Origin of the sequence: Priestia megaterium (genome assembly GCF_023824195.1) — a bacterium.
Classification (GTDB): domain Bacteria; phylum Bacillota; class Bacilli; order Bacillales; family Bacillaceae_H; genus Priestia; species Priestia megaterium_D.
This window is the reverse complement of the sequence record NZ_CP085442.1, coordinates 267,296-280,392: the sequence shown is the minus strand read 5'-3', so window position 1 is coordinate 280,392 and position 13,097 is coordinate 267,296. Positions and strand designations below refer to the sequence as shown.

Below are 13,097 nucleotides of genomic sequence, written 5' to 3'. Positions count from 1 at the left end.
GCTTTTAGTATAGAAATTCTGACTTTACTTTTTTCGTACTTGTTTAAGCAAAAAAGCTGCTATCTTTACTAAGATAGCAGCTTTGATGAAGAGTTATTTTAATTTTAATACCGCCACATTCTCCACATGCGTCGTATGCGGAAACATATCAACAGGCTGAACTTCAACCGTCTTATATCCGCCTTTTTCTAAAATAGCTAAATCACGCGCAAGAGTTGCTGGTCCACATGAAACGTAGACCACTTTTTTTGGCTTCATGTCGATGATGGTATTCAAAAGGGCTTCGTCGCATCCTTTTCGCGGCGGGTCTACGACGATGACGTCCGCTTTGATGCCTTGTTTGTACCAGTTTGGAATGACGACTTCTGCTTCGCCTACTTCAAATTCAGCGTTGTGAATACCGTTTAGCTCAGCGTTGCGCTTTGCATCTTCAATCGCTTCAGGCACGATTTCAACGCCATATACTTTTTTCGCTTTTTGAGCGAGAAATAACGAGATTGTTCCGATTCCACAGTAGGCGTCAATTACCGTTTCTTCTCCTGTTAAGTTTGCATACTCAAGCGCTTTGTCATAAAGCACTTTCGTTTGCTCAGGGTTTACTTGGTAGAATGATTTTGCTGAAATGGCAAATTTAACGTCGCCGATATAGTCGTAAATATATTCTTCTCCCCAAAGTACGTTCGTCTGGTTCCCTAAAATGACGTTAGTGCGCTTATTGTTGACGTTTTGAACAATTGATTTCACGTTCGGCACGGCTTCGATAATGTCTTCTATAATACGCTTTTTGTTTGGCAGCTCAGCTGTACGAGTCACAATTACAACCATGATTTCACCCGTTACAAGTCCGTAGCGCGCCATGATATGACGAAGCGAGCCTTTATGCTTTTGTTCCTGGTAAGCAGAAACCCCATGCTTTTCACAGATTGATTTGACAGCTTGAACAACATCATCATTTGCCTGCTGCTGAATCAAACAGGCATCCATGTTAATGATGTCGTGGCTTCGCTGCTGATAAAACCCAGCGACCAAACCGCCTTCTCGTTCTGCTACGGGAACTTGAGCTTTGTTTCGATAGCGCCAAGGATCGTTCATCCCTAGCGTCGAATGTACCGGAACGTCAGGTAAATGACCAATTCGCGTCATGACGTCTTTTACTTGCTTTTGTTTAAATTGCAGCTGTCCTTCATAGCTTACATGCTGCAGCTGACAGCCTCCGCACTGCTTGTAGACCGGACAGGGTGCTTCTACACGCTGTTTACTAATTGTATGGTGCTTGATAAGCTTGCCAAACGCATAGCCTTTTTTTACATTAATGACTTTTACTTGGCCGCTTTCGCCGGGCAGCGCATTTTGAACGAAAATAGGAAATCCGTTCACTTTCGCTACACCCGCTCCGTCATGCGTTAAATCTTCAAACGCAACATCTATATATTCATTTTTTTCTACAGGTGGTTTTAATTTTTCCATTTATCGTTACATCCTTTTAGTCATTTGAAAATGCTGAACTGATTGTACCATAAGAGCGAAAGCCAAACAAAGAAAAGCATGAAAAAAGATCGCAATTAGGCGATCTCATTTTTTTCCATCAATTCAGCTGTTGCTTTTGGAACAAAGATTTCTACATGGCGATATAAGTTTACAAATTCCCCAGGCAATAACCCTCCGTACTCGCCATCTAGATTTAGCTGCATTTTATCATTCGTATGAATTTTAACACGGTTCGCTTTTGTATAAATAATATGAGGATCATTGATATGTTCTCCTCGCAGCGCAAGTGTCGCAATTCGAATAAATTCAGCTAAATTTGCTTTCTTTAAAATAATTAAATCAAACATGCCGTCATCTAAAGAAGAATCTGGTGCCAGCTTTTCAAAACCGCCGACTGAGTTCGTTAAGGAAACGAGGAAGAACATAATCTCGCCGCCAAAGAATTTTCCGTCATACTCAATTTCAACAGATGTTGGTTTAATAGAAGGAAGCATTTCCATGCCTTTTAAATAGTAAGCTAGCTGTCCAAGCATTGTTTTTAACTTGCTTGGCACTTCATACGTTAATTCAGTTAAACGGCCGCCTCCGGCGATATTTACAAAATAATGCGTTTCTCCGTCGTTTGTTACACAGCCCAAGTCAATTGGCTTCGTTACACCTTCTACAATGACATCAATAGCGCCTTCAATCGTGCGCGGCACATTAATGGCACGAGCAAAGTCATTGGTTGTTCCAACAGGAATAATACCTAGCTGCGGACGATAGTCTTGTCCAGCGATACCGTTTACGACTTCATTGATGGTACCGTCTCCACCAGCTGCAATTACAACGTCAAAACGACGTTCTACTGCTACTTTAGCAGCTTCTGTTGCATCACCAGCGCAAGTTGTAGCATGACAAGATGTTTCGTAGCCTGCTTGCTCTAGCTTTTGCAAGACTTCCGGTAAGTTTTTCTTAAAAATTTCACGGCCCGATGTCGGGTTATAAATAATTCTCGCTCTTTTCATATTCATCATCCTAATAATGATAATTTGTCACAAATCTTTGCCTACTTTTATCAGTGAAAGAATGCCCCCTCACATTACATCATCAACAAGAGGGGGCATGAACAAACATATTATAAAGAAATTAACCTTGATATACAATATTCACGTTTCGGTTTTTATTCATACCTTCAGCGCGATCGCCCTTACTCATAATAAATGTGAGATGGATACCCACCTCACATTTAGTTATCAAATTTAGCGTTTATTAATTTCTTCTAAAAGAATTTTATTAACCATCGGTGGGTTCGCTTGGCCTTTTGAAGCTTTCATAATTTGACCAACTAAGAAGCCAATTGCACGATCCTTACCGTTTTTGAAATCTTCAATAGATTGAGGGTTTGCATCTAATGCATCTGTTACGAATTTACGTAAAGTTGCATCATCAGAAATTTGTACAAGACCTTTTTCTTTTACAATTTTCTTTGCATCTCCGCCATTTTCAATTAACTCTTTGAATACTTTTTTCGCAATTTTAGACGAAATTGTACCTTCTTGAATTAATTGAATCATACCAGCTAGACCTTCAGGTGTTAAGGCTACATCTGAAATTTCTTTTTGGTTTGAGTTTAAGTAAGCAGAAACTTCACCCATTAACCAGTTAGAAGATAGCTTCGCGTCTCCGCCCGCAGCAAGCGTTGCTTCAAAGAAATCAGACATTTCTTTTGTTAGCGTTAATACCATTGCATCATAAGCAGGTAAGCCAAGCTCTTCTACATAGCGCTTTTTACGAGCATCTGGAAGTTCAGGAATCGAAGCACGAACGCGCTCTTTCCACTCTTCGTCGATGTGTAATTCTAATAAGTCAGGCTCTGGGAAGTAGCGGTAGTCGTCAGATCCTTCTTTTACACGCATCAGAATTGTTTCGCCCGTAGACTCGTCAAAACGGCGTGTTTCCTGCTCAATTAGACCACCAGATAATAACACTTTTTCTTGACGAATTTCTTCGTGTTCAAGACCGCGGCGAACATAGTTAAATGAGTTTAAGTTCTTTAACTCAGCTTTTGTACCGAACTCTTCTTGTCCAACTGGACGTAAAGAAATATTGGCATCACAGCGAAGTGAACCTTCTTCCATTTTACAATCAGATACGCCTGTATATTGAATGATTGATTTTAATTTTTCTAAATAAGCATATGCTTCTTCAGGGGAACGCATATCTGCTTCTGATACAATCTCAATTAGAGGTGTACCTTGACGGTTGAAGTCTACTAGTGAATAGCCATCGCCTGTATGCGTTAACTTACCAGCATCTTCTTCTAAATGAAGTCGGTTGATACGAATACGCTTCGTTTCACCTTTAACTTCTACTTCAATCCAACCGTTCTCGCCAATTGGTTTATCAAATTGAGAGATTTGATAAGCTTTTGGGTTATCCGGATAGAAATAGTTTTTACGATCAAACTTTGTATCTGTTGCGATTTCACAGTTTAGCGCAAGCGCTGCTTTCATTGCAAAATCAACTGCTTCTTTGTTTAACACAGGTAATACGCCAGGATAACCTAAGTCGATTACACTTGTGTTAGCATTTGGAGCCGCACCAAATGCGTTTGGACTTGCTGAGAAAATTTTAGATTTTGTCTTAAGCTCAACGTGTACTTCAAGACCAATAATCGTTTCAAAGTTCATCTTTATCTCACCCCTTACAGTGCTGGTTTCGCTTTATGATGCTCAGTTGCTTGTTCGAATGCATGAGCAACACGATAGATTGTGCTTTCGTCGAAATGCTTACCGATAATTTGTAAACCTAATGGCAATCCATTTGATAAGCCGCAAGGCACAGAAATACCAGGTACTCCAGCAAGGTTTACTGGGATTGTTAAAATATCGTTTGCATACATTGTTAATGGATCATCTGTTTTCTCACCAATTTTGAATGATGGAGTTGGTGTAGTTGGTCCAATGATAACGTCATAGTTTTCAAATACAGACTCAAAGTCTTGCTTGATTAACGTACGTACTTGCTGTGCTTTTTTGTAGTAAGCATCATAATAACCAGAGCTTAACGCAAATGTTCCAAGCATGATACGGCGTTTTACTTCGTTTCCAAAGCCTTCGCTTCGAGACTGCTTGTACATTTCGATTAAGTTCTCAGCATTATCTGTACGGTATCCGTAGCGAACGCCGTCAAAACGAGATAAGTTCGCAGACGCTTCAGAAGAAGATAATAGATAATACGTAGCTAATGCGTATTTAGAGTGTGGAAGCGATACTTCTTCCCAAGTTGCGCCTAGTCCTTCTAACACTTTTAGCGCATCTAAAACTGACTGGCGAGCTTCTTCGCCCACACCTTCACCTAAGTATTCTTTTGGAACAGCAATTTTAAGACCTTTTACGTCACCTGTTAAAGCAGATACATAATCCGGTACATTAACATTAGCAGAAGTAGAATCCATTGGGTCTACGCCTGAAATTGCTTGAAGTAAGTATGCATTGTCTTCAACAGAATTTGTGATTGGCCCGATTTGATCTAAAGAAGACGCAAATGCCACTAATCCGTAACGAGATACGCGACCATATGTTGGTTTTAATCCTACAACACCGCAATAAGCAGCTGGCTGACGAATTGAACCACCTGTATCAGAACCTAAAGAAAACGGAACTTCGCCTGCTGCTACAGCTGCGGCTGAACCACCGCTAGATCCACCTGGTACGTAATCTAAATTCCATGGGTTGCGCGTTAACTGAAGACCTGAGTTTTCAGTTGAAGAACCCATTGCGAATTCATCCATATTTAATTTACCGATTGTTACTGCTTCAGCTGCCTGCAGTTTTTGAACAACTGTTGCATCATAAATCGGATCAAAGTTTGCTAGAATTTTACTAGAGCAAGTTGTACGTAAATCTTTTGTGACAATATTATCTTTTACACCGATTGGCATACCAAATAATAGGCCAAATTCATCTTTTGTTTGTAGTGCTTCATCTAGCTCTTTTGCATAAGCACGAGCATTGTCTTCATTAAGCGCTAAGAACGCACCTACTTTATCATCTACTTCATTAATACGTTTGTATGATTCGTCTACTAAATCTTGTACACGTACTTCTTTCTTGTGTAAAAGGCTATGTAGTTCTGAAAGTTTACGATCGAATAAAGACATCGTAAAGCCTCCTTCCTTATTCTAAAATAGTTGGTACTCGAATGTAGCCATCCTTGTGGTCTGGCGCGTTTTTTACTACGTCTTCAATTGGTAAACCTTTAGCTGGCTTATCTTCACGCATTACGTTTTTCATATCCAATACGTGAGAAGTTGGTTTTACATTTGTAGTATCTAACTCATCTAATTGTTCTGCATATGTAATAATAGCATCTAATTGTTTTGTAAATAGTTCTGCTTCGTCATCCGTCACCGCAAGTCTCGCTAAGTTTGCAACGTGTTTTACTTGATCAACAGAAATTCTTGACATGTTCCTTCACCTCCGAATATTCGTCCCACTACAATATACTGATAATACCAAACTTCACTAGCAACAGGCAACATTTCTGAGACTAGTTCCTAAAATATTAAAAACCCCGCCAGGCAAGACAGGTCTTACATTTATCACTTCTATTTTATACCAAATCTATTTCATTCAAACAACATTCCATACTTTTCCTTCGTCATAAAATATTTTTCTCTTGCATAGGTATAAAATAACCTTCTTTTTAGAAAAGATAGATAGAAAGAGAAACATGCTTTAGATGAACACACCACCATGTTTTAATTTCACTAGTCTTTGGGAAAGTAAAGAAAACGAATAACTACTTTACCGTAAAAGAGGTGCTATAAAAATTGAATAAAATACTTATACAGTCAGTCATCCACCAGCGCCCTGTGTATCAGCAAAGCGGAAGATGGTTTGTATTAGATGAAGAATTCAAGTGGGATTTGCCCACCTTGCAAAAAGATGTTTTTGCTTGTTTAAATAAAGCCTTTCATATTCCTATAATTTTTTGTGATTCATGCGAAGCCAATAAAATTGTCTCTGCTCTTGGAGAAGAAGAAGCAGAATACCTGCAGTTTGCATCGGGCGTTTACTGGCGAGAAGTAGGCATTATATTTATTTTTAAATTTGATGACTATCTTCCGCTTATTGAAACTATCTTTCACGAGCTGCGCCACTATATTCAAGATCACATCCCTTATTATCAGAAAGAATTTGAGCTGGATAAACAGCGCCCGTATGAAGAGCGGACAACCGAACAAGATGCGTTTGCATTTGCTGCTTATTATCTTGCTAAGTTTACAAGACAAAATCCTCACGCTATTCCTTCATAAGGGACAAATTCATATAAATAGAAAAAGACACTGCTTTCGCAGTGTCTTCTTTGCTTACTCTTCGTAAATATGAACGAACGGCTTGTCTTCATCTGCTTTTCTAACAATGAGAGCTTCCGGTCCGCTTACTGAGTTAATAGAGATACTCGTTTCCATATATGAAGGGAAATGATCAAGCATTAAACCAGCAACGTACTGAGTAAATCCTACAATTTCACCTTTTCCGTAAAATTGTACGGGAATATCAATCGTCATTTTTTGAAGCTGTCCATCTTTGTAATACCCTTTCCCTACTACGCTTGTAAAGTTCGGAAAGTAGTCTTCGATTTGCGCTTTAAACTCATCAAATTTCATCGCATCGTCTCGATGATCTTTTGTTGCATCTGATGATGGGAATAAATAATATTGCTCGTCTAAATTATCCCAGCTGCCAACGGCCGTATCATTTGAACCTGCATTTCCGACAGCTATAAAGTTACCCGGTGTTAAAGAGGACTTAGCACTTTGTTTGAATAGCGCTACTCGAACTGGCACATTTTCTAAGCCTTTGATGTCGCGCATACGCTTAACAATCTCATCTGCCATTTGCTTTCCTTGGGCTTCAATCTCTTTATTTGTAAGCTTCACTTCACGGGCATAACCATTTTCTTCTGTATAATAATGAACAGAATTCATCGCCAGGCCAATTGTGACGCCTCCAAGTTTGACCTTGTCGTCTCCGTCTTGGATAAGGTAATCTTGCTCAGTAATGTTCGCTAAGTACATTGGACTTGTTTCGTTACGAGTTTTCAAATCGCCTTTTTCTGTATCAATTGGGTTTAACCCATTGTTTTTAAGCTTCTTTTTCGCCGTATTATCTTTTGTTTTGCTTTGAAGATCTTTAAACTGTTTATCACTCAGCTTACGGCTTAACCATGAGCGAATAGTATCTTTATCAAGGTACTGGCCTTCTTGATACACATATTTTTTCGGAGAATAGCTATCTGTCGATAAGCGCATTAAGCCTGTTTCAAATTCTTGCGCATCCAAGCGGTTGTTTAAGTTAGCTGCGACTAAGCCTCTTGCCACTCCCGCTTTAAATGGAAGAATTGTTCGATAATAATCGTCTGAAATACTATACTTCGGAATAACTGCTTTTTCTTTCTTGTTGTTGGTTTGTTGAACAGTCTCTTTATCGTCCGAAAGGTTCGGTGCACACGCTGAAGTTACAAGCATGACCGCAAGAGAAAGTAACAATATCTTTTTCAACTACACACACCTCTTATTTATTTAATTCCGTAAGTAGCCTTGCCTCATCCCATACTTCAATTTCAAGCTCGTTAGCTTTTGTCAGTTTGGAACCAGCCTCTTCCCCTGCCACAACAAGGTCTGTCTTTTTACTTACGCTTCCTGTGACTTTACCGCCAAGTGCTTCAATTTGTGCTTTTGCCTCATTGCGAGATAGCTGTTCAAGCTTACCTGTTAATACAACGGTTTTACCAGCAAAAACAGAATCTACATTTTCTACACTTACAAGCTTGGGTCCTTTGTATGTAAGGTTTACTCCATACTCTTTTAATTCATGTATAAGTTCTTGAACCTCTTCTTGTGTAAAGTAAGCGACAATAGCATCAGCCATTTTGGCACCAATTTCATTAATTGCCACTAATTCATCATACGTTGCTTTTGTTAACTTGTCTATGGTTTCAAAGTGCTGAGCTAACGTCTTTGCAGCTTTTGCTCCGACATGGCGAATGCCCAAACCAAAAAGCAAACGCTCAAGCGAATTTTCTTTAGAGGCTTCGATGGCCGCAATCAAATTATCAGCAGATTTCTCACCCATGCGCTCAAGCTCGATTAACTGCTGTTTTGTCAGCGTATAAATATCCGCTACATCTTTAATTAACTGCTCGCGAAATAATTGTGATATAACTTTTTCACCAAGTCCATCAATGTTCATCGCATTGCGGGACACGAAATGAATAAGTCCTTCACGAATTTGAGCAGGACAGCTTGGATTAATGCAGCGAAGCGCAACTTCTCCTTCTAAACGCACCAGTTCACTTTCACATTCCGGACAGTGAGTAGGCATCGTAAACTCTTGCTCTTCTCCCGTTCGCTTCTCCTCAATCACATTCACTACTTCAGGAATAATATCTCCTGCTTTTTTCACCACGACATAATCTCCGATGCGAATGTCTTTTTCACGAATCAAATCTTCATTGTGAAGAGACGCACGCTGTACCGTCGTACCTGCTACTTGAACCGGCTCCAAAATAGCTGTTGGCGTAATGACACCTGTCCGGCCTACCGTCAGTTCAATATTTACAAGCTTGGTTACAACTTCTTCAGCAGGAAACTTATAAGCAATAGCCCAGCGTGGACTTTTGGCCGTTGTTCCAAGCTCAGCCTGCTGATCAAATGAATCTACTTTTACAACAATGCCATCAATATCATAAGATAGTTCTGGACGTTGCGTTTGCCAGCTTTCGATGTAAGCAATCACATCATCAATGGTTTCACACGTCTGTCTTTCCTTATTTGTTTTAAAACCAAGCTCATCGAGTAAATTCAAACTTTCGCTGTGAGAGTCGATTTCTAACTCTCCTGTATCAGTCATGGCATATACAAAGATATCTAAATTACGTTTTGCCGCAATTTTAGGATCTAGCTGACGCAGTGAGCCTGCAGCTGCGTTACGCGGGTTAGCAAACGGAACTTCATCCCTTTCCATTTTTGCTTCATTAAGTGCTTCGAATGATTTTCTCGGCATAAATGCTTCTCCGCGAACTTCCATTGATAACGGTTCTTTAATTCGCAGTGGAATAGAGCGAATTGTTTTTAAGTTTTCAGTAATATTTTCACCAGTCGTACCGTCTCCGCGCGTAGCCCCCAGCACTAAGTATCCATCTTCATAGCGAAGAGATACAGCAAGCCCGTCAATTTTAAGTTCGCATACATAAGAAAACTCATCTCCAACGGCTTGGCGCACTCGGCGATCAAAATCCCGAAGGTCTTCTTCATTAAATGCATTTCCTAAACTTAGCATAGACGTTTGATGCTGAACCTTCTCAAACGCATCGAGCACTTGGCCGCCGATGCGCTGAGTAGGTGAGTCAGCTGTTTTTAATTCTGGAAATGATTCTTCTATCTCAATTAACTCATTCATTAATTTATCGTATTCTGCATCTGGAACAGATGGCTGATCTAACACATAATATTCATAACCATATTGATTTAATAAGTCACGTAATTCTTGAACGCGTGATTTTGCTGTCTCAAACTCCATATTCTAGCTCCTTTTCACGATTACACTTTCGTAACCGGGGCAAATTTAGCAAGCAGTCTTTTTACACCTGTAGGACTAGGAAAAGCAATGTCTAATTCTTTTGAATCTCCTTCTCCTTTTACACTTACAACTGTACCAATTCCCCATTTTTTATGCTCGGCCTTATCTCCAACGCTCCATCCAATTGATTCACTGCCTGTTGACACAAGCTTCGTTTTTGCCACGGCCGCTTGTCGGCGCGCTGCAAACGGCGAAGCTGAAGCCCCTGAACGACCAGCAGCAGGTTTGCGCATTGCTTCATTTAAAGATTCCACAAGCTCGCTTGGGATTTCTCCAATGAAGCGCGATTTTGGATTGACGTTTGTTTTACCAAATAGTGTACGCATTTGAGCATTTAATAAATACAATTCTTGTTCAGCACGTGTAATCCCTACGTAGGCTAAGCGTCGTTCCTCTTCCATTTCATTATCTTCGAATAATGATCGGCTATGAGGGAATACGCCTTCTTCCATACCCATTAGAAAAACAACCGGGAACTCTAGACCTTTTGCCGAGTGAAGCGTCATCAGAATCACTTGTTCGTTCTCTTCTTCTTCCTCGTCGTCAAGCTTATCGATATCAGCAACAAGTGCTAAATCGGTTAAAAATGCTACTAAGCTTTTATCTTCACTTGCTTCTTCAAACGTTTTTGTGACAGATAAAAACTCATCAATATTCTCTAAGCGGCTTTGTGCTTCAATTGTTTTTTCCACTTTAAGCGCTTCACGGTATCCTGTTCTTTCTAATACTTGTTCCACAAGCTCTGTAACAGACATATAGTCTTGCATTTGAGCTAAGTTCGAAATCATCGATTGGAAATCACGAAGGGCCTTTGTTGCTTTGCCTGTTAACCCCATTAATTCTACTTCATCCAGCGCTTTAAAAATAGAAATGTCATGAACGTTTCCGTAATTGGCCACTTTATCGACTGAAGTAGCTCCAACTCCGCGCTTTGGAACGTTCACAATACGAGCTAAGCTAATGTCATCATCTTGGTTGGCAATTAAGCGCAAGTATGCAAGCAAATCTTTAATCTCTTTGCGGTCGTAGAACTTAATGCCGCCGACAATTGTATAATTAATATTGGATTTTAACAGCACTTCCTCCATCACACGAGACTGTGCATTTGTACGATACAAAATGGCAAAATCACTATATTTACGCTTTCCGCTGTCTACTGCTTCTTTAATTTTACGTGCTACAAACTGTGCCTCATCATGCTCACTCATTGCTTGGTAATGATAAATCTTCTGGCCTTCATCGTTTTCCGTCCATAAGTTTTTCACTTTACGATTCATATTGTTTGCAATGACGCCGTTTGCCGCAGCCAAAATCGTTTTCGTGGAACGATAATTTTGTTCAAGCAAAATGGTTTTGGCTTTTGGGTAATCTTTTTCAAATGACAAGATATTTGTAATATCAGCCCCGCGCCAGCGATAAATAGACTGATCTGAATCCCCTACTACGCATACATTTTCAAATCTTGCAGCTAGCAAGCGAACCAGCATATATTGTGCATGGTTTGTATCTTGATACTCGTCCACATGAATATATTGAAACTTGCGCTGATAGTAAGTTAACACTTCAGGAACTCGTTTAAATAACTGAATCGTTGTCATAATCAAATCATCAAAATCGAGCGCTTGGTTTTTCTTTAAACGCTTTTCATACTCTTTGTAGACTTTGCTTACAACTTCTTCATATGGTCCCGCTGCTGTTTTATCAAATTCTTCCGCTACTTTCAGTTCATTTTTAGCTGAACTAATGCTTCCTAATAACGAGCGCGGATCGAATTTTTTTGGATCGATGTTTTGATCTTTTAAAATGTTTTTAATAACGGACAGCTGATCCGTTGAATCTAAAATCGTAAAGTTACGATTAAAGCCAATACGATCAATATCTCTTCGTAAAATACGCACGCACATCGAGTGGAACGTTGAAATCCAGATATCTTCTGCCACTCCGCCAACGATACTTGCCACACGCTCTCTCATTTCACGAGCTGCTTTGTTTGTAAAGGTAATGGCTAAAATATTCCAAGGTGCAACTTCTTTTTCTGCCATTAAAAACGCAATTCGATGCGTTAATACACGTGTTTTTCCACTTCCTGCACCGGCCATAAGTAATAGTGGTCCGTCTGTTGTTTTAACTGCCTCTTGCTGCTGAGGGTTTAATCCTGTTAATAATTTTTCACTTAAAAAATTCACGTTTTCACCGCCTATATCGAACATATATTCTCTATTCTACTTTATTTATTTTTCACTGTGCAATATTCTTTTTTACCGCTTTTACAGTTTTTAACGCTTCCGATAAATTTGTATAAATAACATTTCCTACAATAACTGTATCGGCTAGCTCTCCCATCTCACTCGCTTGCTCTTTTATCTCAATACCCCCGCCGTAAAATAACTTCGTCTCATTTAGCGAATTTTTCACTTCTGCCACTAATGCAGGGTCTCCATATTTTCCGCTGTATTCTAGATAAAAAACGGGCAAATGAAACATGCGTTCAGCCATACGAGCATACGCTACAACATCTTCTGCATCCAAATCTGTTTTTGCTTCCGTTAGCGCAGCTACTTTTGCTTCGGGATTAAGTACGCAGTATCCTTCTACAAAAATTTCATCCCAGTCCATGATCTCTCCGTATTCCTTCATCGCCGCGTGATGTAAGTCAACAATCCACTTTGGATCCTTACTGTTTAAAACGGTCGGAATAAAATAAGAATCAAAACCAGGTGTTACAGAGTCAATTGTTGATACTTCAAGCGCACACGGCACCGTGTAGCGGCGAATCCGCATTAACAGCTGCAGTACATTGTCTAGAGTCACTCCGTCAGATCCTCCGACGAGAACCGCATCCGTGCCGGATTCGCAAATTTTCTCTAAATCTGCATCTGAAATCTCTTTATTAGGATCTAATTTAAAGACATGTCTCCACTCTTTAATATCATACATATATGTTCCTCCATTTCTTTACACTTAAAAGTTCGCGCTCGT

10 protein-coding genes are annotated in these 13,097 nt (G+C 39.8%); 1 reads left to right on the top strand and 9 read right to left on the bottom strand.

The window, feature by feature from the left end:
* Positions 1–93: 93 nt before the first annotated feature.
* From rlmD to gatC, 5 genes are all read right to left on the bottom strand, one after another.
* Entirely contained in the window at positions 94–1,467 is a 1,374-nt protein-coding gene (rlmD, locus tag LIS78_RS01540; RefSeq protein ID WP_252284555.1) for a 23S rRNA (uracil(1939)-C(5))-methyltransferase RlmD, read from the bottom strand.
* Positions 1,468–1,562: 95 nt separating this feature from the next.
* Positions 1,563–2,495: a diacylglycerol kinase gene (locus LIS78_RS01535; RefSeq protein ID WP_016762783.1), complete on the bottom strand. Its 933-nt coding sequence runs from the start codon at positions 2,493–2,495 to the stop codon at positions 1,563–1,565.
* 234 nt (positions 2,496–2,729) lie between these two features.
* The gene (gatB, locus tag LIS78_RS01530) at positions 2,730–4,160 is read right to left on the bottom strand and encodes an Asp-tRNA(Asn)/Glu-tRNA(Gln) amidotransferase subunit GatB (protein WP_252284554.1); all 1,431 of its coding nucleotides are present in this window, start codon (positions 4,158–4,160) and stop codon (positions 2,730–2,732) included.
* Positions 4,161–4,174: 14 nt separating this feature from the next.
* Complete coding sequence (gene gatA / locus LIS78_RS01525) at positions 4,175–5,632, bottom strand: Asp-tRNA(Asn)/Glu-tRNA(Gln) amidotransferase subunit GatA (protein WP_252284553.1); 1,458 nt, start codon at positions 5,630–5,632, stop codon at positions 4,175–4,177.
* A 16-nt stretch (positions 5,633–5,648) separates the two neighbouring features.
* Complete coding sequence (gene gatC, locus LIS78_RS01520) at positions 5,649–5,939, bottom strand: Asp-tRNA(Asn)/Glu-tRNA(Gln) amidotransferase subunit GatC (protein ID WP_013055055.1); 291 nt, start codon at positions 5,937–5,939, stop codon at positions 5,649–5,651.
* 365 nt (positions 5,940–6,304) lie between these two features.
* Here gatC and LIS78_RS01515 point away from each other — a divergent pair, with 365 nt between their 5' ends.
* Positions 6,305–6,790 carry a DUF3920 family protein gene (locus tag LIS78_RS01515; protein ID WP_252284552.1) on the top strand — a complete coding sequence of 162 codons (486 nt, stop codon included), beginning with the start codon at positions 6,305–6,307 and terminating at the stop codon, positions 6,788–6,790.
* A gap of 54 nt (positions 6,791–6,844) precedes the next feature.
* Here LIS78_RS01515 and LIS78_RS01510 read toward each other — a convergent pair whose 3' ends face one another.
* The 4 genes from LIS78_RS01510 to pcrB are packed head-to-tail and all read right to left on the bottom strand — an operon-like array spanning position 6,845 to position 13,055.
* Complete coding sequence (locus LIS78_RS01510) at positions 6,845–8,038, bottom strand: CamS family sex pheromone protein (protein WP_252284551.1); 1,194 nt, start codon at positions 8,036–8,038, stop codon at positions 6,845–6,847.
* Between the two features lie 13 nt (positions 8,039–8,051).
* The gene (gene ligA, locus LIS78_RS01505; protein ID WP_195781409.1) at positions 8,052–10,058 is read right to left on the bottom strand and encodes an NAD-dependent DNA ligase LigA; all 2,007 of its coding nucleotides are present in this window, start codon (positions 10,056–10,058) and stop codon (positions 8,052–8,054) included.
* A gap of 20 nt (positions 10,059–10,078) precedes the next feature.
* Entirely contained in the window at positions 10,079–12,304 is a 2,226-nt protein-coding gene (pcrA, locus tag LIS78_RS01500; protein WP_013055051.1) for a DNA helicase PcrA, read from the bottom strand.
* 52 nt (positions 12,305–12,356) lie between these two features.
* Positions 12,357–13,055 (bottom strand): heptaprenylglyceryl phosphate synthase, encoded by a 699-nt coding sequence (gene pcrB, locus LIS78_RS01495; protein WP_252284550.1) that lies wholly within the window; start codon positions 13,053–13,055, stop codon positions 12,357–12,359.
* Positions 13,056–13,097: the final 42 nt, after the last annotated feature.

Bases quoted from the DNA above. Each gene is read 5' to 3' on its own strand.
- gatC (WP_013055055.1), bottom strand. From the start codon at position 5,939: ATGTCAAGAATTTCTGTTGATCAAGTAAAACACGTTGCAAACTTAGCG.
- LIS78_RS01535 (WP_016762783.1), bottom strand. From the start codon at position 2,495: ATGAAAAGAGCGAGAATTATTTATAACCCGACATCGGGCCGTGAAATT.
- gatA (WP_252284553.1), bottom strand. From the start codon at position 5,632: ATGTCTTTATTCGATCGTAAACTTTCAGAACTACATAGCCTTTTACAC.
- gatB (WP_252284554.1), bottom strand. From the start codon at position 4,160: ATGAACTTTGAAACGATTATTGGTCTTGAAGTACACGTTGAGCTTAAG.
- rlmD (WP_252284555.1), bottom strand. From the start codon at position 1,467: ATGGAAAAATTAAAACCACCTGTAGAAAAAAATGAATATATAGATGTT.
- pcrB (WP_252284550.1), bottom strand. From the start codon at position 13,055: ATGTATGATATTAAAGAGTGGAGACATGTCTTTAAATTAGATCCTAAT.
- ligA (WP_195781409.1), bottom strand. From the start codon at position 10,058: ATGGAGTTTGAGACAGCAAAATCACGCGTTCAAGAATTACGTGACTTA.